At 65.8% G+C, this 23584-nt stretch carries 20 protein-coding genes; 15 read left to right on the top strand and 5 right to left on the bottom strand.

The window, feature by feature from the left end; all coding sequences use genetic code 11:
- The first annotated feature begins 461 nt into the window (after positions 1–461).
- A complete protein-coding gene (locus VF647_17810) occupies positions 462–1655 on the top strand; it encodes an ATP-binding protein (protein ID HEX8453946.1) in 1194 nt (397 codons plus the stop codon).
- Positions 1656–1662: 7 nt separating this feature from the next.
- Here the strand turns inward: VF647_17810 and VF647_17815 are convergent, their stop codons facing one another.
- On the bottom strand, positions 1663–2721 hold the full coding sequence (locus VF647_17815; protein ID HEX8453947.1) for an N-acetylmuramoyl-L-alanine amidase: 1059 nt from the start codon (positions 2719–2721) through the stop codon (positions 1663–1665).
- Between the two features lie 164 nt (positions 2722–2885).
- Here VF647_17815 and VF647_17820 point away from each other — a divergent pair, with 164 nt between their 5' ends.
- From VF647_17820 to VF647_17840, 5 genes are all read left to right on the top strand, one after another.
- Positions 2886–3506, top strand: coding sequence for a transposase (locus VF647_17820; protein HEX8453948.1), 621 nt, complete (start codon positions 2886–2888; stop codon positions 3504–3506).
- 112 nt (positions 3507–3618) lie between these two features.
- Positions 3619–3792, top strand: a complete 174-nt coding sequence (locus VF647_17825; GenBank protein ID HEX8453949.1) for a hypothetical protein — start codon at positions 3619–3621, stop codon at positions 3790–3792.
- A 33-nt stretch (positions 3793–3825) separates the two neighbouring features.
- Entirely contained in the window at positions 3826–6486 is a 2661-nt protein-coding gene (gene cphA / locus VF647_17830) for a cyanophycin synthetase (protein HEX8453950.1), read from the top strand.
- Between the two features lie 289 nt (positions 6487–6775).
- Positions 6776–7822 (top strand): hypothetical protein, encoded by a 1047-nt coding sequence (locus VF647_17835; GenBank protein ID HEX8453951.1) that lies wholly within the window; start codon positions 6776–6778, stop codon positions 7820–7822.
- Positions 7822–8751: a cyanophycinase gene (locus VF647_17840; GenBank protein ID HEX8453952.1), complete on the top strand. Its 930-nt coding sequence runs from the start codon at positions 7822–7824 to the stop codon at positions 8749–8751. The genes VF647_17835 and VF647_17840 overlap by 1 nt, the downstream gene beginning before the upstream one ends.
- A gap of 523 nt (positions 8752–9274) precedes the next feature.
- On the opposite strand, the gene VF647_17845 is transcribed toward VF647_17840, so the two are convergent.
- Both VF647_17845 and VF647_17850 read right to left on the bottom strand, forming a co-directional pair.
- Positions 9275–10423, bottom strand: coding sequence for a radical SAM protein (locus VF647_17845; protein ID HEX8453953.1), 1149 nt, complete (start codon positions 10421–10423; stop codon positions 9275–9277).
- Positions 10424–10758: 335 nt separating this feature from the next.
- Complete coding sequence (locus tag VF647_17850; GenBank protein ID HEX8453954.1) at positions 10759–11208, bottom strand: hypothetical protein; 450 nt, start codon at positions 11206–11208, stop codon at positions 10759–10761.
- A gap of 874 nt (positions 11209–12082) precedes the next feature.
- On the opposite strand from VF647_17850, the gene VF647_17855 reads away from it, so the two are divergent.
- Positions 12083–13357 (top strand): hypothetical protein, encoded by a 1275-nt coding sequence (locus tag VF647_17855; protein ID HEX8453955.1) that lies wholly within the window; start codon positions 12083–12085, stop codon positions 13355–13357.
- Positions 13358–13359: 2 nt separating this feature from the next.
- Here VF647_17855 and VF647_17860 read toward each other — a convergent pair whose 3' ends face one another.
- Positions 13360–13650, bottom strand: a complete 291-nt coding sequence (locus VF647_17860; GenBank protein ID HEX8453956.1) for a hypothetical protein — start codon at positions 13648–13650, stop codon at positions 13360–13362.
- Positions 13651–13948: 298 nt separating this feature from the next.
- On the opposite strand from VF647_17860, the gene VF647_17865 reads away from it, so the two are divergent.
- The 3 genes from VF647_17865 to VF647_17875 all read left to right on the top strand — a co-directional run bounded on the left by VF647_17865 (position 13949) and on the right by VF647_17875 (position 16985).
- The gene (locus VF647_17865) at positions 13949–14653 is read left to right on the top strand and encodes a hypothetical protein (protein ID HEX8453957.1); all 705 of its coding nucleotides are present in this window, start codon (positions 13949–13951) and stop codon (positions 14651–14653) included.
- 180 nt (positions 14654–14833) lie between these two features.
- Complete coding sequence (locus tag VF647_17870; GenBank protein ID HEX8453958.1) at positions 14834–15229, top strand: VOC family protein; 396 nt, start codon at positions 14834–14836, stop codon at positions 15227–15229.
- 196 nt (positions 15230–15425) lie between these two features.
- Positions 15426–16985, top strand: coding sequence for a nitrilase-related carbon-nitrogen hydrolase (locus VF647_17875; protein ID HEX8453959.1), 1560 nt, complete (start codon positions 15426–15428; stop codon positions 16983–16985).
- Between the two features lie 343 nt (positions 16986–17328).
- Here the strand turns inward: VF647_17875 and VF647_17880 are convergent, their stop codons facing one another.
- Positions 17329–17766, bottom strand: a complete 438-nt coding sequence (locus VF647_17880; protein HEX8453960.1) for a transposase — start codon at positions 17764–17766, stop codon at positions 17329–17331.
- Positions 17767–18478: 712 nt separating this feature from the next.
- Between VF647_17880 and VF647_17885 the strand changes: the two genes are divergently transcribed.
- The 5 genes from VF647_17885 (at position 18479) to VF647_17905 (ending at position 23535) form a co-directional block, all read left to right on the top strand.
- Positions 18479–18871 (top strand): Ltp family lipoprotein, encoded by a 393-nt coding sequence (locus VF647_17885; GenBank protein ID HEX8453961.1) that lies wholly within the window; start codon positions 18479–18481, stop codon positions 18869–18871.
- A gap of 203 nt (positions 18872–19074) precedes the next feature.
- On the top strand, positions 19075–20154 hold the full coding sequence (gene mtnA, locus VF647_17890) for an S-methyl-5-thioribose-1-phosphate isomerase (GenBank protein ID HEX8453962.1): 1080 nt from the start codon (positions 19075–19077) through the stop codon (positions 20152–20154).
- Positions 20151–22214, top strand: a complete 2064-nt coding sequence (gene rhaD, locus VF647_17895) for a bifunctional rhamnulose-1-phosphate aldolase/short-chain dehydrogenase (protein HEX8453963.1) — start codon at positions 20151–20153, stop codon at positions 22212–22214. The genes mtnA and rhaD overlap by 4 nt, the downstream gene beginning before the upstream one ends.
- A 102-nt stretch (positions 22215–22316) precedes the next feature.
- The gene (locus VF647_17900; GenBank protein ID HEX8453964.1) at positions 22317–22586 is read left to right on the top strand and encodes a hypothetical protein; all 270 of its coding nucleotides are present in this window, start codon (positions 22317–22319) and stop codon (positions 22584–22586) included.
- Between the two features lie 241 nt (positions 22587–22827).
- Positions 22828–23535: a hypothetical protein gene (locus tag VF647_17905; protein HEX8453965.1), complete on the top strand. Its 708-nt coding sequence runs from the start codon at positions 22828–22830 to the stop codon at positions 23533–23535.
- Positions 23536–23584: the final 49 nt, after the last annotated feature.

Here is a 23584-nt window from a genome sequence, read left to right on the forward strand (position 1 = left end):
GCGTTAGTGCGTTAGTGCGTTAGTGCGTTAGTGCGTTAGTGCGTTAGTGCGTTAGTGCGTTAGTGCGTTAGTGCGTTGGTGCGTTGGTGCGCCGGCTCGACACCGGCGGTTGAAACCGCTGCAACAACGGCGGGAAGCCTGCCTTCGCAGGCTCCGCGGGGGCGGGACCGGTGCGGAGGCGGGCACGGGGTCGGCGGCGCGGTCGCCGGGGGCTAAAGCCCCCGGCTGGAACCACGCGAAGACGGCTGAAGCCAGCTCGAGAAACGCTGGTTCCGCGTAACGACGTACATCGGGCCCCGGCGCGCGTAAAGCGTGTGCCGGGGCTCGTTTCGTTGGCGCGGCGAATCCCTCCACGCTCCCCCGCCGTACCCCATGAAGAGCCCGGGCGCGCATCCGGGTCCGTTGCGTGCACAGAGGCAGTGAACGCACTCACGCACTTACGCACTCACGCACTTACATCCATGGCCAACCCCTTCCGCGATCTCTTCTTCCCCGGCGGCCGTCCCGACGAGCTGGTGGAAGCGCTCGTCCCGCGGCGCACGTTCGCGGACGTGGTGCTGCCGCCGGCTACCCGGCGCGCGCTGGACAACGCGCTCGTGCAGATCCAGAAGCACGACGTGATCTTTGGCGAATGGGGGCTGGGAGAGCGGCACGCTACGGGGCTGGCGCTGGCCTTCAACTTCGCCGGGCCGCCGGGGACGGGAAAGACGATATGCGCGGAGGCGGTGGCGCACGCGCTCGGGAAGCGCCTCCTCGTGGTGCGCCACGCCGAGCTGGAGAGCCAGTGGGCCGGCGCCACGGCCAAGAACGTCGCCGCGGTGTTCCTTTCCGCGCGCGAGCAGGACGCGGTGCTCTTCTTCGACGAGGCGGATGCCATCGCGGGACGCCGCTTCACCTCGGTGGACCAGGGCTACCAGCGCGAGGCCAACGCTGTCGTCAACGTCCTGCTGCGCGAGCTGGAGGAGTTTCCCGGCGTGGTGATCTTTGCCACCAACCTCGCGGCCAACTTCGATCCCGCGTTCGAGCGGCGCATCCGCACGCACATCCTCTTCGAGATGCCAGGGGCGGAGGAGCGCGAGCGGATCTGGCGCGCGCAGATCCACGCCCGCAAGACGCCGCTGGCAGACGACGTGGACTTCCAGGCGCTCGCCAACCTGTACCCCGCCAGCGGCGGCGACATCAAGAACGCCGTCCTCAAGGGCGCGCAGATGGCCATTGGCGAGCCGGGCCCCGACACGGAGAAGAAGATCGCCCAGCGCCACTTCGCGGAGGCGATGCAGGAGGTGGTCGCGGCCAAGCGCGTCATGGAGCAGTCGCTCTTCTCCGACCCCGCCATGGCCGCGATGGCCGGCAGCGCCCTCACCGCATCGGACGGCGTGCGCGACGAGGTAGACGCGCTGGCGGTGCGCCTGGTGGAGGTGGAGGACGCCGTCGTCCCGGTGAGCGAGTCGCTGCGCCGCGTGGAGGCGTCGCAGGCCGAAACGCGCCGCCGCCTGGACGAGGTGCACGCCGCCCTGGCCGCCCAGCGCGAGTCCACCGAGGAGTCACTCCGGCAGACGGGAGTCGTCCTCGGCGGGCGGCTGCGCACCCTCTTCTGGGTCTCCGGCAGCGCCCTCGCCGCCGCCGTCGCCGCGCTTGCGGCCGCGCTCTGGTAGGCGCGGTTCAGGTCGCGTCCATCGACGGGAGATCGCCGGGGCGCGCCAGGTAGCGTCCGTGCACCCAGCCGCGCAGCCCGTCGCGGCCCCCGATGCTGTCCAGCACGTCCACCCGGCGCCAGGCGTCGCTTTCCTCCCGCACCTCCAGGCGCGTCCCGGCCGGCAGCGTGGCGACGAGCGGCTGCTGTGCGCCGGGGCCCTCGCGCAGGTTCAGCTCTTCGCGGTTGATCAAAACGTCCCGCTGCTCTTCGGACGGCGCCAGGTAGCGGCCGTGCACCCAGCCGCGCAGCTCGTTTCGCCCGTGGACGCTGTCCTGCACGACGACGCGGCGCCAGCTCCCGTTTTCCTCGACGACTTCCACGCGCGTCCCCATCGGGAGCGCCTCGACGAGCGGATGCTGCGCGCCGGGGCCGCCGCGGAGGTTGAGCTCCTCGGTGGTGGTGAAGGTGGCGGGCTCTTCATCGCCCCCGCCCATCACCTTCTTGCGAAAGGATGCCATCGGGAAGCACGGCCCCGGGTCCTGCTTGCGGCCGGGGGAGATGTCTTCGTGGCCGACCACGTCCTTGATGCCGTAGGTGCGCACGAGGAGCCTGGACAGCTCCAGCGCGGCGTCGAGCTGCTTCGGCGCGTACTCGTGCCAGCCGCGCGGCGTCTCCTCGTTCTTGTGCTGCGCCTCGCGCACTTCCGCATCCGGGTACGCGCCGCCGAAGCAGGAGATCCACTTTCCGTTGGCCCCGCGCTTCATCCACCCGGCGTTGTCCAGCTCGATCCCCAGCGAGTAGGCGTTCAGCCCCACGAGCCCCTGCCACTTGCTCTTCCCCGCATGCCAGGCCGCGCGATCGAACGGCACCATCTGCGTGATCGCCCCATCCCGCCCGATCACGATGTGCGCCGACGCCTTCGCCTTCAGCGTCGCCAGGAAACTGATCGACTCGCGCGCGTTGCGCCCCGCCGTGTAGTGGATCACCAGATACCGCGGGTCCACCTTCTTGCCCACGTTCGGCGAGCTGACGAACGGGTAAGGTGTGCCGTCGTCTTTGACCAGACGGTGGTTGACGATCTTCATGGGTGGGCCGGTGTGCGGGGAGGTGCGGGGCTCGGAGGGATGCAGATAGATGCCTCACCAGCATCCGAAACGCAACGTGCGCGAAACGGCTCAACCGCGAAGGAGGCGATCCGGGGTATCTCGTTAGGTACGCACGCTCCTAACGGCCCTCACGATCTCCCCTCATGCCCTACTACCCCGACCAGCACCACCGCCGCTCCATACGCCTGCGCGACTATGACTACAGCATGCCCGGCGCCTACTTCGTCACCATCTGCGTCGAAGGGCGGCGGTGTCTCTTCGGCCAGATCCACGACGCCACGCTGATCCCGAATGACGCGGGGCACATGGTTCATTACTGGTGCGACGAGGTGGCGAACCGCTTCAACGGCGTACGCGTGGGAGAACGCGTGATCATGCCGAATCACCTCCACGCGATTCTGTATCTCGGCACCGATGCGGTGGATTGCGTAGGGGCAGACCTGCGTGTCTGCCCACCCTCTCCCCCGCCCCGATGTCCGCCTGACGCACGACAAAATCCGTTGCCACACCCAGGCACCTGTGCGGACGCGGCGGAGGGCGCACACGCAGGTGCGCCCCTACCAAGGGTCGTGCAATGGTTCAAGACGATGACGACGAACGCGTACATACGCGGGGCGCGGGACCACGGGTGGGCGCGGTTCGATGGGCGGCTGTGGCAGCGCAACTACTACGAACGGGTGCTGCGGGACGACGATCGGCTGGCGCGGGCGAGGAGGTATGTGGCGGAGAACCCGGTGCGGTGGAGGGATGACCCGGAGCGGTGATGGGCCGCGCGTGTTCCGCCCCTGGCATCCTTTCTGCGCCCCGTGCCATGTCCCGCGGGGGCTGTGCGTGCCCGGCGGGGAACAAGATGGGACCCCCACGATGGTGGCGAACATGTACACGTCACGAGACGAAAACGACCGGCGCGACGCCCCGCGCGGCGACCGCCCCTACGGTCGGCGGATCGACTGCGCGGAAGACGGCACGCGCGCCGTCGCCGCCACACCCGCGCGTGGCGGCGGCCGACCCGCGCCCGAAGCATGGGCCGCCCACGACTCGCGTAGCTGAGCCCACACACCCCGCCCTGACCGTACAAGCTTAATGGCTGAAGCCCAACTCCAGGCCGCGGCCGTGGACCCGGACCAGCTCCGCGTCTCGCGGCTGCGCGCCGTTCGCGGCCCCAACTTCTGGCGCCTCGCCCCCGTCATCGCGTGCGACGTGCGGCTGGGGACGCTGGAAGACGTACCCTCCAGCCAGTTCCCCGGCTTCGCCGAGCGGCTGGTGGCGGCCCTCCCCACGCTGCGCGAGCACCCGTGCTCCCGCGGCACCGAGGGCGGCTTCGTGGCGCGCCTGGAAGAGGGGACCCACCTCCCCCACATCCTGGAGCACGTGTCGCTCGAGCTGCAGACGCTCGCCGGCTCCGACGTGTCGTTCGGGCGCGTGGTGGCGTCGGGCGACGAGGGGGTGTGGTGGCTGATCGTGGAGTACGAGGAGGAGGACGTGGGGCTGCAGTCCGTGCGCGAGGCCGTGCGGCTGGTGAAGGCGTGCATGACCGGCGAGGAGATCGACGTCGAGGAGATGATCGAGGACCTCCACGACCTGCTGGAGAGCGTCCGCCTGGGGCCCTCCACGGCGGCAATCGTGGAGGAGGCGCGCCGGCGCGGCATCCCCGTGCGGCGCCTCAACTCGTACTCGCTGGTGCAGCTGGGGCTGGGGAAGAACCTGCGCCGCGTGCAGGCCGCCATGTCGGACTACACCAGCGCCATCGCGGTTGAGATCGCGCAGGACAAGGACGACACGCGGCGCGTGCTGGGCAACATCGGCCTTCCCGTGCCGCAGGGCGGGATCGCGAGTAGCGTGGAGCGCGCCATCGAGCTTGCGGAGGAGATCGGCTATCCGCTCATCCTCAAGCCGCTTGACGCGTCGCACGGCCGCGGCATCAGCGGGCGGCTGGACGACCACGATGGGCTGCGCCGCGCCTGGGAGGCCAACAAGGACATGGGGCGCAGGATGGTGATCGAGCGCTTCGTGACCGGCCGCGACCACCGCGTGCTGGTGGTGGACGGCAGGGTGGCGGCGGTGGCCGAGCGCGTCCCCGCCCACGTGATCGGCGACGGCGCCAGCACGGTGCGCGAGCTGATCCGCAAGGCCAACGAGGACCCGCGCCGCGGCCGCGGGCACACCAAGGTCCTCACCCACCTGCCGGACGACCGGCAGACGGACGCCTTCCTGGAGAAGAGCGGGCTGAGCGTGGAGCACGTGCCGGCCGAGGGAGAGCAGGTGCTGCTGCGCGCCACGGCCAACCTCTCCACCGGCGGCACCTCGGTGGACCGGACGGACGAGATGCACCCCGACAACGTGACGGCGTGCGAGATGGCCGCGGGGATCGTCGGGCTGGACATCGCGGGGATCGACGTGCTCTCGCCGGACATCTCGGTGCCGTTCCGCGAGAACGGGGCGGTGATCATCGAGGTCAACGCCGCGCCGGGGCTGCGCATGCACTCGCACCCCAGCGAGGGAACGCCGCGCAACGTGGGCGCGCCCATCATCGACATGCTGTACCCGCCGGGCACGCCGTTCACCATCCCCGTGATCGCCATCACCGGCACGAACGGAAAGACGACGACCACGCGCCTCACCGCGCACCTCTTCCGCCAGACGGGGAAGACGGTCGGCTTCACGACGACGGACGGTGTCTACCTGCAGAACCGGCAGGTGATGGAGGGGGACATGACGGGCCCCTTCTCGGCCAACATCATCCTCAGCAACCCCACCGTGGAGGTGGCGGTGCTGGAGACGGCGCGCGGCGGGCTGCTGCGCGCGGGGCTGGGCTTCGACGAGGCGGACGTGGGCGTGGTCCTCAACGTCTCGGCCGACCACCTGGGGCTGCGCGGCATCCACACCGTGGAGCAGCTCGCCGAGGTGAAGGCGGTGATCGCGGCGGTGGTGAAGCGCGAGGGACACGCCGTGCTCAACGCGGACGAGCCGCTCGTCTACGCCATGCGCGACAAGACGGGGGCGGACATCGTCCTCTTCTCCACGCAGCAGCCGGGGGAGAACCGGCAGTTCGAGGACCACATCACGCGCGGCGGGATCGGGGTGCGGATCGAGGACAGCGAGTTCGTGATCCGGCGCGGGCGGCTGCGCATCCCCATCGCGCGCATCACCGAGGTTCCGCTGATGGTGGGCGGGGCCGCGCGCTTCCAGCAGGGCAACATCCTGGCGGCCATCGCCACGGCGTACGTGCAGGGGGTGCGGTACGACACGATCCGCGCGGGGCTGCTGTCGTTCTTCCCATCGCCGTCCATGACGCCGGGCCGGCTCAACATCATCCGCGTGGGCGAGGCGCGCGTGCTGGTGGACTACGCGCACAACGCCGCGGCGCTCGAAGGGCTGATGGAGATGGTGGCCAACATCCCGGCCCGCCGCCGCATCGGCCTGATCACCGCCCCCGGCGACCGCCGCGACGAGGACATCCGCGCCGTGGGCCGCATCTGCGCCGGCCTGGACCTGGCGGTGGTCAAGGAAGACGAGAATCCGCGCGGCCGCGGCAACCTGGAGATCACCGGCCTCATCGTCGACGGCCTGCGCGAGGGCGGCATGACCCCCGACCGCATCGAGCAGATCGTGGACGAGATGGAGGCCCTGGAGCACGGCCTGGAGATGCTGGAGAAAGACGACCTGATGGTGGTTCTGGCCGACGACGTGCCGGGCGTGCTGGCGGCGGTGCAGGCCCGGGTCGGCGAGCCGGCGGCGGCGTGATGCTGGGTTCGGAGCGCGGGCTGGCGGCGGTGGGTGGGGGAATGGGGACTGGGGAATGGGGAATGGGTGAACTGCCCGCGGTGCCGGGCTTCGCGGCGGAAGGCACGCCCCGGAGCCGCGCGCGCGCGTGCCTGGCCTCCGCCCACGGACCCGGGCCTCTGTCCGCTTCCGTGCGATTCCCCATTCCCCATTCCCCATTCCCCGGCTTCCCGCGGTTCCCCAGTCCCCATTCCTCATTCCCCGCTTTCCCGCGGTTCCCCATTCCCCATTCCCCATTCCCGGCAGTCCCGTGACTCGCCCGGACCCCTATGCCGAGATCCGCCTGGTCTCGCTGCGGTCGCTGCGCGGCGCCAACTTCTGGTCCACGCGCCCGATCACGCGGCTGGACGTGGCGGTGGGCGAGTACGATGAGATCTCCTCCGCCGAAGTCCCCGGCTTCACCGACGCGCTGGTGAAGGCGCTCCCCGGCCTGCGCGAGCACCGCTGCAGCATCGGCGAGCGCGGCGGCTTCATCACGCGCCTGCGCCGGGGTACGTACGCGCCGCACATCGCCGAGCACGTGGGGCTGGAGCTGCAGACGATGGTTGGGCACGACGTCGGCTTCGGCCGCGCCCGCGGCGGCGACCGCGAGGGGGAGTACACCGTCGTCTTCGAGCACCTCCACGCCGAGGTCGGCACGCGCTCCGCCGCCCTCGCGCTGGAGGTGGTGCAGCGCGCCTTCGCCGGCGAGCTGGAGACGGTGGACTACGCCATCGCCGAGCTGGAGTCGCTCACCACGACGCCGGACATCCCCGCGCTCCACCAGTCGGTGCTCTGCGGCATCACCGGCGGCGACGGCCGCGCCGAGGTGCGCGACGAGATGGCCCGCCGCGGCATCGGCGGCGACGAGCTGGTGGTGGACGTGGCCCCCGCCTACATCCTCAACGCCGGCCTCCCGTACGACCGCTCCGAGCTGGCCATCGTGCTCGACTCGGACCCCGTGGACGTCCCCGAGCGCTACCGCGAAAAGGATCGCGCGCGGCAGCTCGTCTCCGTGCTGGCGGACGGGGTGCGGCGCGGCGGCGTGGTGGTGTGCCCCGCGCGCGAGTGGGAGGTGCAGGACCGCGCCCGTGACGCCGGGTGCCTCGTGGCCGTCTTCGCCACCGACGACCGGGTGCGCCCGCGCGACACCCGCGTGGCCCACTCCGTCGCCCTCGTGCGCGACGGCCACATCCTGGTGGACATGGGCGGCGAGACGATGGATGACGGCGAGCTCCTCCCCGACGTGCCCGTCGCGGCGCAGGTGGCGGCGGCGCTGGCCGTGCGCTCGCTGCGGCAGCTCAAAGGGGAAAGCTGATGTCGGTTGAAGTTTCGGAAGACAACGAGAGCTCGCAGCCGGAGATCCCCACCCGCCGGCGCACGGACCGCCACACGGGCGTCCTGGTGCTCATCGGCGGCGCGTGCGATCCCGAGGGAGCGGCGTTCAAGTCGTTCATCGACCTGTGCCGCTCGCGTCCGGGTGGCGGAAGCAAGATCGTCGGCCTCACCACCGCCTCGCACGAGCCGGTGGAGTCTGCCAACGACTGGATACAGGCCTTCGCCACCGCCGGCGTGCGGGACGTGGCCATCCCCATCGTCGACTCCCGCGACCGCGCGCAGGACCGCACCGTCGCGCGCATGATCTCCGAGGCCGACGGCGTCTTCCTGGGCGGCGGCGACCAGGTGCACCTGGTGACGACGCTGGCCGGCTCGCGCGTGGGCCACGCCATCAACGACCTGTACGGGTGCGGCGGCGTCATCTGCGGCACCAGCGCCGGCGCCGCCGCCCTCACCGAGACCATCCTCGCCGGCGGCGAGCCGGACGAGTACGGCCAGATGCAGCAGCTTCACCTGGGCCCCGGCTTCGGGCTGCTGGGCTTCCGCGCCGTCATCGACACGCACTTCACGCAGCGCCGACGCCTGCAGCGCCTCTTCATGGTCATCGCCCGCAACGCCGAGCTCATGGGCCTGGGCATCGACGAGGACACCGGCATCATCATCCGCGGCCACCTGGGCGAAGTCGTCGGCCGCGGCTCCGTGACCTTCGTCGACGGCCGCGGCGTCCGCTTCGACAACGCCGACCAGTGCATGGAGGGCGTCCCCCTCACCCTCAGCTACCTGCGCGTTGGCATCGTCGGCGCCGGCTACACCTTCAACCTCCGCGAGCGCGAGCTGGAAACCCTCCTCGAGGCCCGCACCGCCAACACCGCCACCGAGGTGCTGCGGGGGGACGGGGCGGCGGGGTAGCGGCACAAGAGCGTACAGCGGGGAGAGGACCGCTCGACGGGCCCTTGCCCTGCGGGGCTCGCGCACTTTGAACCATTCGCGTACACCGCGTTTGGCGGGGGATGTCGGTCAGCGCCCATGTTCTCAAGCTTCGTCGCTCGGCGGCGTCCCGGTGGGAAGAAGACGCTGGTGGAGATAGCGCGCACTCGGGGAAAAGAAACCCGGGAGCGCGCAGATGCCGCTGAGGCACTTGCCAAGGGACTCAGAGGCTGGCAGTTGTCTGCCGCCGGTGCAGCGGCTGACAATCGGCTGCACGGGATACGCGCCCATCCGTGCATTCGCCGGACGAGCGACTGCCGTGGCACCGCACTCCTAACCCTTGCTCGGTTAAGCCGTTGTGCGCAGGTATCGCGTTGCCTACTTCTCTCCACGCAAGTACTGCGTAGCGAAGATCTCAGACGCTGCGATTGAATAAAGAAACGGCCGTTGCCGAGTTCCGAGTCCTGCGAGACAAATATGCGAGGCGACTAAAGTTGTTGGTTGCTCAAATAGTGAGCTTGCAATCTGGACGGACCCGTGCGAGATAATCGCGAATATGCCCAATTAGCAGTTTCAGATCTGTGCAGTATACGGACGGTTGGGCAAAGCCCAAGCTAGAACTATACCTATTGATAGGGCTTCCACCCCCACAGACTGGAAAGTATTCGCAGCGGATACATTCTTCACACGCCCCGCTGCCTTTATCGCGGAACGATCTTGCTAATGGAAGTTGTTCAACGCTGCGCACTGGGGAATCGAAGACGCTCATCCCGGTCCTGCTGGCGCCCTCGAAAGTAGTCTTCAGCGCGTCAGCAATGTGGTAAGAGCCGTCCGTTTCAATCGCGAGTGCACCCACGGTGTGGGCGCCAAATTGATCTGTACCCCGCTGCCCCCCAAGAAGGAGGTCGATTAGCAGTAAAAACGTTCTAATGTATATTGAGCCTTCACGCTCGCTCCACGCATTAAACAGTTTAATTAACCACGTTCCTGTCTCGCCAGCTTGAATACCAGAATTGCCCATCGTGTCATGGTTTAGTTCGGGAAGCAAGAAGTCGCCCCGTTCGACGCCGAGTGATTCAATCGCGTCCAGTATCTCGGTGGGGTTAGTTCGGGGATTAATTACAGACAGAATGCTTCCAACCAACTCCGGCGCGCTGTTCCGCATAAGATTCAGCCCCTGAACAACCTTGTCGTAGCTTCCCTCCCCGCTATGCAAAACACGAATGCGGTCGTGAGTTTCACGCGTTCCATCCACGCTGAACCCAACCCCTACATTATATTTTTGAAGGATGGAGATTTTGTCAGATGTCAACAAAGTCCCGTTCGTTTGCAGCGCAAAACCCACATGGCGACTCTTAACACTTCGCGATATCTCGCCAAAAAAGAAATCAAGGTCCGGATGCAATAGCGGTTCACCCCCATGTGCAATTACCAATAGACTTTGCGAGCGCATAGTGCGGGCATGTTCCTCCAACCGGTACGCGACGGCGCGGATCGTGTCGCGGGAGATGAGCTTCGGTTGCTGCCGCCATGATTGATCCGCGTGTTGATACATATAGCAATATGAGCATGCGAGATTGCAGCGGCTCGCAACCTTGATTACGAAGATTTCGGTCCACCCTGGATCTTCAAGTCTGTCGCATGCCTGATCCATTTTAGCTCAATCGACTTAGATACGAGGTGAGGCTAGTGACGCGAGAGTAAACAGAAATGCTCAGGCGCATCCGGTCTGAGGCGCCTGTTCGGTTAGCCTCCGTGATGATGGGGTCAGCGACGGCGGTCTGCCTTCCCCCACGCCTTCCAAGCTTCGAACGCCGATCTTGAATCCGTACAGCCGGCAGCAAACGCGGCAAGGGCTTCGCGCACATGTAAATTAACGACTCTGTCCATGCGCGAACTCGCACGGTCATCGAAGAATGGCCCAGGACCGGGGACATCGATGTCTGTTGAGTTTGGACCAGTCATTTAGGTCTCCAAAAGGTTTCGGGCTTATTCCTCACTCAGCATCTCGCTGGGGGAGATGAGTTCCAGAGTGGGGTACAAGGCTTCCCTCTGCACGACGTGCTCCGGGAGTGTGGCTAGAAACGGAAGAGCCTTAACATACCGATCTCCCATAGTATCTACAACTCGTATCGAGAATGCAAGATATTTGATGAAAATGAGAGCTTCAGGCGCGAAGGCAGCGAATTCAAACCCCTCAGTCGGCTGCTTAACGATTCCCAAGGGGGTACCAGGTGTTATATGCTCTAGGTGAAAATCTAGGTTGCCCCGCAACCGGCATCTACCGAGGAGCGATATCACGTCTTGCAGAGATCCATCAATGATCTCGCCGTCACCCATCGCGCTGTGTACTTGTAACGAATACCAAATGCCATCGACGTAGGCCAAGCCTGGCCCAACATTGGCTATGTGGACACACCACGCGGACTTATCCAGCACACGGCTCCGACATTGTTCCGAAGAGAACAGTAGATTCGGGCGGAGTGCCCTAGCATATTGTTCCCTAGCAATAATTAAGCTGGTGAAGAGTCCGCATAACGCCGCAGTGGGACCCACTCCGAGAAACGTTAGACACCAAGGCCATTCAGTCCCAGAAACATTAATGCGCACTACCTCCCAGATCAGCAACAGCAACAAAATACATAATGCACACATCGGGGCTAGGGAGAACCGCCAGTTCCGGCTTACGCGGCGCTGGCGAGATAGTGTCGCGATCTCGTCGGGGTGTGCTTTCAAGTTTGAACCCAACATCTTCGAGATTCTTGCGGGTATTTGCCTTAATGTATGCCTAGATTCTGCCTGATTGCAAGATTGCCGTAGTTGGCTCGGGTCGGTTAATCGGTTGCGGAGCCGGACACAGGAGTAGAGGACACCAGCCGTTCCGGGTGTTCGGGCACTAGCCTCTAGCGCCCGATGGCTAGCAGAAGGGCATCTCCACGCCGGAACAAAGCGGCTGAAAGCAGACGCGTCCTTCCTATGAGGCGCCGTGGGCGTGTCGTACCTTGGTCCCAAAGGGGCAGACATCGCTGGCTACACGGGTGTGCCGCGAAGCTCTGAGTGTTTACTGGGCTGCGGCGTTTCCACGAAACATTGTGGCCGGCGCAGCAGTGGTGGCGGGGTGCCAATAACCCAATATAGCCCCACGCGTGCAAACCCGGACCCCGCCCACTTAGGAAGTCGTTAGGCAGGTGTCCGGTATCGGCGTAGGGGGCCTTTTAGGTTCAGGTAATCTTAGTTCTCTTGCGCGCATTACTCGAGCGACCCATAGTTTTATCGTCCTCAGACGGCTGCTCACTTCTCCCTGGAGCTGATCATGTCGAAACCCCTCCCTCGTACGATTCTGCTCGGAGCGGCGCTGGCTACACTCGCGCCTAATCCAGGATCTGCACAAGCAATCCACCTGCCGCCTATGTACACCAATCCTATACCGGGCGGTACCCCATTGCTTACCTTTAGGAACATAGATCCCTCAGAGTTCCCCGCTGGGACCCAGATCGTCATCGATGATGACCGACTTGTACTTATGATTCCTAGTAAAGGAGACGAAGTCTATCCGCTCAGTAATACGACTCTCAATCAACTCGCCGACGCGATTCGAGCACGCCACCCTAACAAGATCGAAATCATTGTCGCTTATCCCTTCCGCCCTGCGACTAATCTAACGCCCAATCCCAAGCCAACTGCTATCACAGTACCGTTATCGGCAGCCACGCCAGGGCCTTATGTCGGTTTGGGGTTCGGCGTCGTTTTTGCAATGACCGATGCGGACGATGACTCCGAGGATGATGATGGCCTTCTCGGCCAGACTGGGTTCCAACTTGATTTGATAGGCTCGCACCAACTCTTAGGTCCTCGCAACAACAATAAGCCACTTTCCGGGTTCTTCGGTAATGACATCTATGCGCAGGTTCGTCTTGGCCTGAACTCAGATCAGCGCCTGAACGTCGTCACTTCGCAGACAAATGTTGAAAATCCTGCCTCGGACCAGTTTGAAACTGCCATCGGCCAAGCCGACCAAGTCGCACTCACTGGTCAGCTAGAATTCGTCTGGCCCCTAAAGGGCCAGCCGGTAGAGGTTTCCATAGTACCTGAATATGGAGTTGCGTGGACGCAACTGGAGCCATTCGCGTTCCCCGCACTGCCCCGAGTTCTCGGTGGAGACCCGGAGCCCTCGGAAGGGTTTTTTGACGAGGACATCCGAAGGCCCGTGGTCCGCGCGCTCAATCAGACGCTTCCGCTCGGGGCCGGTGGTGTATCCGCGGTCTTCCGGTTCCGGCGCAGTGATCGGTTATCGTTTTATGTTGGTGGTGGGCCACTCTGGAAAGAAACGGTCGAACGCGGAATCCGCTATCAGCGTCGGCCACCCAACCAGGAGATCGCTCGGACTATTCTAAGCCCCGTGATCAGCACGCCCGTAAGTAAGTTTTGGCGGGCGCAATTCGGAGCGCGTATGGCAGGCACAGTCGACCTGCGGGTAGACGCTGTCGGACCTCTGAGTCGGGACATTGTACCTGGGGAGTCAAACCGCAAGAGCTTTCCCCCTATTCTGCGCCTGGTATTGGTGCGCAATTTTCCGATCACGCGCTGATCCTATGGAATACGGCTACTATCGTATCCCTGTCGCTTGCCGACCAGCTTGCCGACTACGGTTTTTGCCCGCTCCCCGCGGCGGCTCACCGGCAGTTCGAAGCGTGCCCTGGCCCGGTCGATCTCCCGCTGCACCGCCTCCAGATCCCGCGCGGCAACCTCCCGATGTCGAGGTTGTTGACCCAGCCCGGTGCTGAAGGCCATCTTCCACTTCGAGGCACCGAGCTCGAACGCGATGCAGAGCACGAGATCGAGAACGGCAGTGACAGCGTTGGGGGTCGTTGCGGTTGCCATGGGCTCCTCCTGGTTGAGTGATGACCTTCCACGGAGAGCTTAACCGCGGCGGCCCCCTCTTCCATAGGATCTAACAATCGGCTGCAGGGGATGCGGGGCCTTGCATGCTTTCGGGCGGAGGTAAGTCTTGCGAGCGGCCCCGCACCCCTAACCCTTGTGTCGTTAGGCCGCTCGGCAAGCATCGCGGCAGCCGCAGGTGAATCGTCTTCACGAGTCTTGGTTGGGACTTGGGGGCCGTAGACGCTTTCGCGCGACGCACGCGCCCCACACCGGCCTCGCACGCTCACGCTTGGTGCTTATGAATCCGTCGCAGTGGTTGCTTCGCGGACGCCAATTGTTCGGCTTCCTTGTCCCTGGCGCGGTTTGGGTGCTTTCGGGCGTATTACTCATGAACTTCCCTTCTGACCCAGTAGAACTCATCTCAGAGATGCGGCCAAGCTGGGTTGAAGCGACGGCCTTCTTTGGGTTGAGCTACGTTGCCGGATTCGCCATGCGAGAATTCTCATCGAGGTTCGCGGAGTGGACGAGCAAGGCGTTCGCGTGGCTTACTGATGCTTCATTGATCCGACGGACCGAGGATCTCGAAAAACGAGTACTCCAGATCGTTGATCATCGTTACGGAACGATCGCTGAGTACGTCGGCCCGAGCAGTGACCGAGTCTTCGGGTTCTGCAAGCGGATTTTGCGGGGTTCAGCGCCAGAATTGTATCGACATCTAGATATCTACGAAGAAGAGATCAATCTACTTGGGTTGATACCTCTCCCTATGATTGTCTTCTGCGTTGCGTGGCTCGCGAGTTGGTACTACGGCTTGCGGCCCGGTTTTGAAAAATGCAGTGTGTGTCTCATGGTCGCGCTCACGATACCCGCTACTGCTATCTTCTGCCTCGCTCAGTTCCGCCCACTTCGCCAAGCAGAGCGCAAAGAGGTGTTTGAAAGCTTTATTGCATTCCACTTCGAACAGACGGTTGCGTCAATGCTTGCGAAGTCCCGGGTGTTCTAGGCCAGGTGGCTGCGACCGCGGAGACGAGCTATAAGAGGGCGTCGGTGGCGCGGCCTAAAAATCGGCTGCGCGGATGCGGGGCCGTGCCTGCTTTCAGCCGAGGAAAGTCTTGCGCGTCAGCCCCGCAACCCTGACCCTCGTGTTGTTTGACGGCTTACTTCCACGAACATCATGACTCCGATGGCTACTTCGGCGACGCGGCCGCAGCTGACGTCCCTCGCGCCCCAGTTTTTGGTGGATGACCTGGCGCGCTCGATGGCGTACTACCAGAAGCTCGGCTTCGCGTTCGGCGAGCCGTGGAACGGGTTCTACGCGATCGGGGAGCTGGACGGGCTGGAGCTGCACCTGAAGCAGGCGAAGAAGTATGACGCGGAGCGCCGCCACCGGCGTGAGCACGAGCACCTGGACGCCGCGGCGGGTGTGGCTGGCATCGAGGCGTTCTACGCGCGCTGTGTCGCGAACGAAGTGACGGTACTCCGGCCGCTGGCTGCGACGGCGTGGGGCACGAAGGACTTCTACGTCGAGGATCCAGATGGATACGTGATCGCGTTCGGGGGTCGGCCCGCCGAAGGGTGACCGGAGCGCCGGACGCGCCCGGCCGCCATCTAACGCGCGCAGCGTCCCAACCGAGGGCATAGCTCCAGCCCCGCGCGCTTGCAGCTTCGCTCGAGCGTCAGGACTCCCCGCCCGCATCCACCAGTCTCCACCATCCGGTGCTACATCGCGAAGGTGCGTGCCTGGAATCTCGTTATCTTCTCACTTCAGCGACGAATTGTCCCTGCTCGATCCCGCCGCCCTTCTCGCTACTCGCGCTAGATTGCCTACCGGTGCATCCAGGGCATTGCTTCGGCGTGCCGTCCGAAGCGACACGACGACCGATCTCACGCTGACCCGCTCCGCGTCTGGCCGCGAGCTCCTGCGTCTCGAGATCACCGCACCCGTGCAGGTAGTCCTTGCAGTCGCGGCGGGTGCGTTGCTGAGCGCCGGTTACGCCCTTCATCCGGTGTGGTGGGCACCGTGGTTCGCACCTGTCCCGTTGCTCATGGCAGCCTCGGGTTCGCGCCTCTCGGCGCGTTCTATCGGCGCCATTGCCGGGGCGGTGGCGATGACGAGCCTGTTGTCCTACTACGTTGAGTTGATTGGCTGGCCGGGCACACTGCTGACCACCGTCCTCCGAGCAGCCTCGTGGATGCTCGCGATCCGGTTGACGGTCGTAGCCGCCCGGTATCTATCGCTGGCGGGAGCAGTGTTCGTTCTCCCGGCCACCATCGCAGCCTGCGAGCTGATGGCGCTGCAACTGTCGCCGCACGGCGCGGCAGGGAGCCTGGCGTACAGTCAGATGGACGTGCCGGGAGTGGTTCAGATCGCGGCGCTCGGCGGGGTGTGTGCGGTGGTCTTCCTTGTGTTGCTCCCGGGTTCGCTGGTGGGCCTTTGCCTCTCCAGGCGCTTCCCTCGCGCGGAGCATCGTTCGGCGGGCGCTCTGGTAAGCGTGATCATCCTTGCCATCGCGCTATTCTCCGTTGCGCGGCTCCGTACCCCGCATTCGGGAAACACCGTGCCGGTCACTCTCATCTCGACGAACCAGTTCGATCGTGTCCGGGCTGATTGGGAGGATGTGTGGAGGACGTACCGCCCGGCAGTCATCGGGTCTGCCACGTCCGGCGGGCTCGTGGTGCTGCCCGAGAAACTCGTCCTGCTCGATCAGGAGGATGCGGCCCGTGCCGCCCAGGACGTCATCGAGGCAGCCCGCGTGACCGGCGCCGCGATCATCGTGGGTGTCGAGACTCGCGACCGCAGAGTCTACCATAATCGCGCGTTGCTGGCGGCGCCGGATGGGCACGCTACGTGGTATGACAAGCAACGGCTCGTTCCCGGGTGGGAAGATCGCGATACCCCCGGCGAGTCACCGGTTTTTCTTGGGGTGATGGATACGCGGGTGGGCATTGCCATCTGCAAAGACATGCACATCCCGGCGATTGGTCGACAGTACGCGGGAAATGCGGCGATCATGGTCGTACCGGCCTACGACTTTGGCCGGGATGGGTGGATGGGGGCACGAATGACCGCAATGCGAACCGTAGAGAACGGCTACGCAGTCGCGCGCAGCGCGCGGAACGGACTGGTGAGCGCGTACGATCGAACGGGTCGCGTGCTCGTTGAGTTTCCGGTGGGCGATAGCATCACGGTTGCGACGACGACGCTCCCAGCCGATGGATCATCCACCCTCTATGGGCGTGTGGGGAACGTGTTCGGGTGGCTCTGCTTGGGTGGAACCGTGGTGCTGTGGATCTGGCTCTCGCTGGCCCAGCGACGGGAGAACAGCCGCGGTTAACGAACGGTGAAGCGTTCATTCGTCGTGCATCCGGCTCGACGATGTGGCCGATGTATCTGCCGCGCTCAGCCCTGCTCTGCACCGCCACATTGCGAGCCACTTCCTCTCAGGCGCCGGGGCTCGGGTGCCCCTCGGTCCACCTTCTATCCGTGTCAGCTCAAAGGCCGATCACCTCATGCGCGTAGTTGCCCGTTGGGCGAGTCCAAGGGAAGCGCGGAGCGAGGTACCCCATCTAACAACAGTCGGCCATCCGAGCCCAACCGGCAGCAGCGAGGGCCCTCGCACCCGCGCGTGCGCTGCCACGCAGCCCCTACCTGCTCACGAAGCCTGAGCGTGCCCACCTTCAGGATGGCGCCCGCCGGCGGCGTGCCGTCTCCAGGTACTTCCAGAACTCGACGAGGAGCTTCCTCGCCAGCGCGACGATGCCGATCTCGCGCAGCTGTGTGCCGCCATGTCCGAATCGTCGCTCATACCATCGGCTGAGCGCGCCCTGCGGCTGGTAGCGCAACCAGCCCCACGCGATCTCGATGGTGATCAGGCGGATCCAGCGGTTGCCGGCCTTGCAGATCCCCTGCTCGCGTGAGTCGTTACCGCTCTGATACGGCGTGGGCGTGAAGCCCGCCAGTACACCGACCTCCCTTCGGTTGCAGAACTTCCGCCAGGAGTAGAACTCGAGCGCGAAGAGCCAGGCCGACTCGGGGCCGATGGCACTAAGGCGGCCACCTCCCCAAAGCTTGAGTGCGAATCGTCGCGCCCGAGTCCGACTAGAAGGACAGTTCACTGTACGTGGTGCCTACTTCAGATCTGGAGGTGCTGGATGGCTACGGAGAAAAAGAGCTATTACGTGAACGACAACGCGCAGACGAACGGAGATCATGAAGTGCATCGGGAAGGGTGTCAGTACCTCCCGACACCCGCGAATAGGACATACCTCGGCTCGTTCGACAATTGTAGCGACGCAGTTACCGCCGCTAAGAAGCACTACAAGCAGGTGAACGGTTGCTACACCTGCTCGCGTGCGTGTCACACGTCATAGAACGACCGAACCTCGGGGAGAACGCCCCCGGTATCGGTGTGATCAAGATCAGACGCCGCGGCAGCACGGTTTGGATCTACACGAACACTGAAGCGATCCGACGCTGACGAGAAAGGCCGCGCCGTCAGTCTGACAATCGGCTGCTGGGATGCGGGCCTTCGTCTGCTTTCAGCGGAACGGCCCCGCACCCTTGCCCATGTGTAGTGATTCGGGCTCTCCAGGCAGTCGATTCCTACACGCGAGATTGGAGCAGAAACGCATGGCGATGACGCGCTGCAAAGAGTGCGGTACCGAAATCGGCACCAAAGCGGAGGCGTGTCCCAATTGTGGGGCGAAGGTCGCACGGACGAGTGTGGCAAGCTTGGGATGCCTGGGGATCGTCGCGCTCATCCTTGTATCGGCGGTAATTGGCGGGAGTGATCGCGGCGGATCTTCTCCTTCCCGAGCTTCTTCAGCGATGTCGACTGCGCCGACAGGGGGTACGGAGGCAACCGCCGGTGCTGCGGCTGCCCCTTCAGCCTCCGACCGGGACGGCAACCTTACAGCGGCCCAGCGGAATGCCCTCCGTTCAGCAAAGTCCTACTTGGCGATGTCCGGATTCTCACGTCAAGGTCTGATCGACCAACTATCCTCGGAATACGGCGAGAAGTTCAGCGTGGCGGACGCGACCGCCGCCGTCGACAACCTGAACGTCGACTGGAAAGCTCAGGCAGCGAGGTCTGCCGCAGCGTATCTGGAGATGTCCGGGTTCTCATGCCGGGGCTTGATCGACCAACTTTCGTCGCCGAGTGGAGAGCAGTTCACCGTCGAACAAGCGACCTATGGCGCGGGCCGCGCGGGCATCTGCTGAGCAAACGTCACGTCTGGCCGACGATCTACGCCGCCCTGCACCGGCCCGTCGCGACTGAGCTGGTAGCGCTCACATCGGTTCCGCATCGCCTTGCGCAGCACTCCCGTAATCAGATCCCGCCACCGCGCTTGCGCGTGATGGCGGGATCTGATTACGCTTAGGTTATCCCCCGACCGCGGTCCCCCACCCCCCGAGCTCTTTCGATGCGCGTAGACGGTACGCCGTACCAGACCGTCTGGATGGACGGCGCGACGGTCTGGATGATCGAGCAGAACCGCCTCCCGTTCGAGTTCGCCGTGATCTCCTGCCCGGACCACCGCGCCACGGCCGAGGCGATCCGGGTGATGACCGTGCGCGGCGCCCCCGCCATCGGCGCGGCGGCGGGGTTCGCGCTGGCGCAGGCGTTCACCGAGGCGCCGGCGGGCGATCCCTGGGGCTACGCCCGCGCCGCCCGCGCCTTTATCGAAGGCACGCGCCCCACCGCCCGCGACCTCTTCCACGCCACCGAGCGCGTCTGGGCCGCCGCCGAGACCGCCGTGCACCCCACCGGCGCCGCGGACGCGGCGGTGGAGGCGGCGCGCGCGCTGGCGGCGGAGAGCGTGTCCAGCTGCCGCGCGCTGGGCGGCCACGGCGCGGCGCTGGTAGGCGACGGCGCGCGGGTGCTGACGCACTGCAACGCCGGGTGGCTGGCGACGGTGGACTACGGGACGGCGCTGGCGCCCGTCTACGTGGCCGCGGGCGCGGGGAAGCGGGTGCACGTGTGGGTGGACGAGACGCGCCCCCGCGCGCAGGGCGCCCGCCTGACGGCCTGGGAGCTGGGCCGCGAGGGCATCCCCCACGCCGTCATCGCGGACAACGCCGCCGCCTATCTGATGAGCCGCGGCGAGGTGGACCTGGTCATCGTGGGGGCGGACCGCGTGGCGGCCAACGGCGACGTGGTCAACAAGGTGGGGACGCTCGCCAAGGCCGTGTGCGCCAGGGAGTTCGGCATCCCGTTCTACGTCGCCGTCCCGCCCTCCACCTTCGACGCGGCGGTGCCGGACGGCCCCAGCATCCCCATCGAGGAGCGCTCGGCGGACGAGGTGCATTACCAGACGGGCCCGGACGAGGCGGGGGTGATGCGCCGCGTGCGCGTCACCGCCCCGGGCTCCGCCGCCCGCAACCCCGCGTTCGACGTCACCCCCGCGCGCTTCGTCACCGGCTACGTCACCGAGCGCGGCGTCTTCGGCCCCGGCGACCTCCCGGCGTGCGTCTTTCCCGCCCAGGCCGTCATGACCCAATGAGCATCGCCACACCCGGATCCGTGCGCGCGTCGAGTCCGTCCGCAGCCGACCCGATCGACGAGCTGGTGCGCTTCTCCCGGATGGTGGGGGCGGACCCGTCGCTGGTGCTGCGCGGCGGCGGCAACACCTCGGTGAAGGTGGAGGAGCCCGACGTGCTGGGGCGGCCGACGCGCGTCCTCCGAGTGAAGGGGAGCGGATCGGACCTGGCGTCCATGAAGCGCTCCGACTTCTCGGGCGTGCGGCTGGACGACGTGCTCCCGCTCTTCGACCGCGCGGACATGACGGACGAGGAGATGGTGGCGTACCTGGCGCGCTGCCTCACCGATCCGGCCTCGCCCCGGCCGTCGATCGAGACGCTGCTGCACGCCTTCATCCCCGCCGCGTCCGTCTTCCACTCGCACGCGGACGCGGTGCTGGCGCTGGTCAACACGCCCGATCCGAACCGCGTGCTGGACGAGGCGTTCGGCGACTCCGTGCTGCGCATCCCCTACCATCGCCCGGGCTTCCTCCTCTCGCGCGAGGTGGGCGAGGCGGTGCGGGCGCGGCCGGACGCGCTCGGCCTCGTCCTCCTCAACCACGGCGCCGTCACCTGGGGCGCGACGCCGGCGGAGGCGTACGAACGGCACCTGGAGATGGTGGAGCGCGCCCGCGAGTTCGTCGCGGCGCGCTCGGGGGCGGCGGTGTTCGTCTCGGAGCCGCGGCTGCGGCTGGATGGCGATGCGCGCCGCCGCGTGGCCGCCGCGCTGGCGCCGGCGATTCGCGGAGCGCTCTCGGGCGAGCGGCGAGTGATCGCGAGGTACACGGACTCGCCGGAGGTGCTGGAGTTCGTGGGATCGGAGCGCGCGCGCGCCGCCTCGGCCGCGGGCGCGGCGACGCCTGACCACATCCTGACCACCAAGCGGCTCCCGCTCTGGGTGGACGTCCGCGATCCGTCGGACGTGGAGGAGGTGGCGGCGCGATTCGGCGAGGCGCTGGACCGCTGGCGCGCGGACTACCTCGCCTACGTGGAGCGCTGGCGCACGGACGAGCCGGTGCTGGAGGCCGCGCCGCGCGTCGTCCTGGTGCCGGGGATCGGGATGTGGACCGCCGGCCCGAACCCGCGCGCGGCCACGCTGGCGCGCGACATCTATCTCCACACCATGGGGATCATGGCGGGGGCGGAGTCGCTGGGGGGCTACCGCTCGCTGGATGAGGGGGAGGGTTTCCGCGCGGAATACTGGCCGCTGGAGCTGTACAAGCTCACCCTGGCGCCTCCGCCACGCGAGCTGGCCGGCCGCGTCGCGGTGGTGACGGGCGGCGCGCGCGGGCTTGGACGCGAAACCGCGCTCCGGCTCGCGGCCGCGGGCGCGCAGGTGGTGGCGGCGGACCTGGACGGCGCGGGCGCCGAGGAGACGGCCGCCTCCATCCTGGAGCGAGAGGGTGCGGGCGCGGCGATGGCGTTTCCGCTGGACGTGACGCGCGAGGCGGAGGTGGACGCGGCGATGGAGCACGCGTGCCTGGAGTTCGGTGGTGTGGACGTCGTCGTCTCCAACGCGGGAATCGCGCACTGCGCGGCCATCGAGCGGCTGGAGCTGCGCGACTGGGAGCGCAGCCTGGCGGTGAACGCCACGGGACACTTCCTGGTGACGCGCGCGGCGCTGCGGCTCTTCCGGCGGCAGGGGATCGGCGGAAGCATGGTGTTCGTGGCCACCAAGAACGTGACGTCGCCGGGAAAGGACTTCGCCGCGTACAGCGCGTCCAAGGCGGCGGAGGCGCAGCTGGCGCGGGTGGCGGCCATCGAGGGGGCCGAGATGGGGGTGCGGGTGAACGTGGTGAACCCGGACGCCATCTTCGGCACCGGCCTCTGGTCGCCTGAGATCCGCGAACAGCGCGCCCGCGCGCACGGCATCGATCCCGCGCAGGTGGAGGAGTTCTACCGCAAGCGCAATCTGCTGGGCGTGGAGGTCCGCGCCGAGGACGTCGCCGAGGCCGTCCTGTTTCTCGCCTCCGACCGCTCCTCGCGCACCACCGGCGCCATGATCGCCGTAGACGGCGGCATCCGCGACGCCTTCGTGCGGTAGCCGGGCCGGTTCGATTCGCCGGAACGACTCTGGGATCGGCAGATGCGACAGGTAGCGCCGCGAATCCTCCTCCACCCTCGGCTAGTCTCGTCAGGTCGCCCCATGAGCAAACTCCAGGAGATTCTGGTGCGTGCGACGACGGATCTCGCGCCGTGCCAATCGATTCCGCGTGACCGCTGGAAGGGGATTGCCGCGGAGTGTGGGCCAGACGAAGTCAACGAGATTCACGAGCGAATGGAGGCGCTCCGTTCAGAGTTGAACTCCGTGGAGTCGTGGGATGGCGATACAAGCGACGACATCCATCGAGCTTTGGAGTTCTTTGCAGAGCTTCTCGCGCTGAAACAAGGCACAAGCGGGCACTCACCCTCCTGAACAATCGACTGGAGGGAATGCGGGGCCTCGCATGCTTTCGGGCGAACTAGAGCCTTGCGTACCGGCCCCGCACCCCTGACCCTTGTGTTCGGTAGGTCGCTGGACAAGAATTGCGGCAGCCGCAGATCATCTCTCCTCGAGTGCCTTAGCCAAGCTTAGGCGGCTTGCCGCCTCACCACCGTTTCCGCGCCACGACGAGCTGGTCCGCTCGGGTCCAGAGTCCCCTCCGCCAAGGCATTCCATGCCTCTGATTGAGTTAATCGTCACGGGATTGCTGTTCGTACTCTCCTCCGGAATCCTTTTCAACGACCAACATCGCCGCAACAAGTTGCTGGTGGGGATTGCCGCCGTTCTCACCATCGGCTCCACGATCTCACTCCTTGCGGCGCTTAGCAACCGCCGGTCCAACGACACGTCCACTGACAGTGTCAGCGTGAACACTGATACCACTGCTCCGCGACTGATCTCCTCCACGCACGCCCCTGAGGTACGAGCCCTCGCCAACGGCGACTACACGCTGGCTCTTCCACAGCCGCTCTGGGACGCCGTGAATGCCTACTTGCGACCGCGAGACGCCATCCGGCTCGCGACCTGGTCAGACGCGAGCAAGGATGGGAAGGCCGCGATGCGGCAAGGACAGCTACAATATCCGTTCGCGCTCTGGCGAGACCTGGATGGCGACGGTGACCTGGATATCGCACTCGTCTTCGTCTCGGAGAAACGTACGAATTCGTTCGCGTGGCGCGACTGGAACGTTGTGGTGTTCCGCCAGTGGCCTGACGGGAGGTTCCAGGACTTGCCGGTTACGACTATGAATGGCTCGTGTTTCGATGGGATGATCTATGTCCCGGAGTTTGACCACGTCGAATACGGATGCTTCGAGGTAGCCGTCGGTTCGTTCCGATGGGCCGGGCATGGGTTCTTCATCGACGGCGGGATCGGCGACTGAAGAGTTGCACAAGTAGCATAGCCCTTTGCCTTGTCATGGCGCGGGCTAA

This window comes from Longimicrobium sp., from assembly GCA_036387335.1.
Lineage (GTDB): Bacteria > Gemmatimonadota > Gemmatimonadetes > Longimicrobiales > Longimicrobiaceae > Longimicrobium.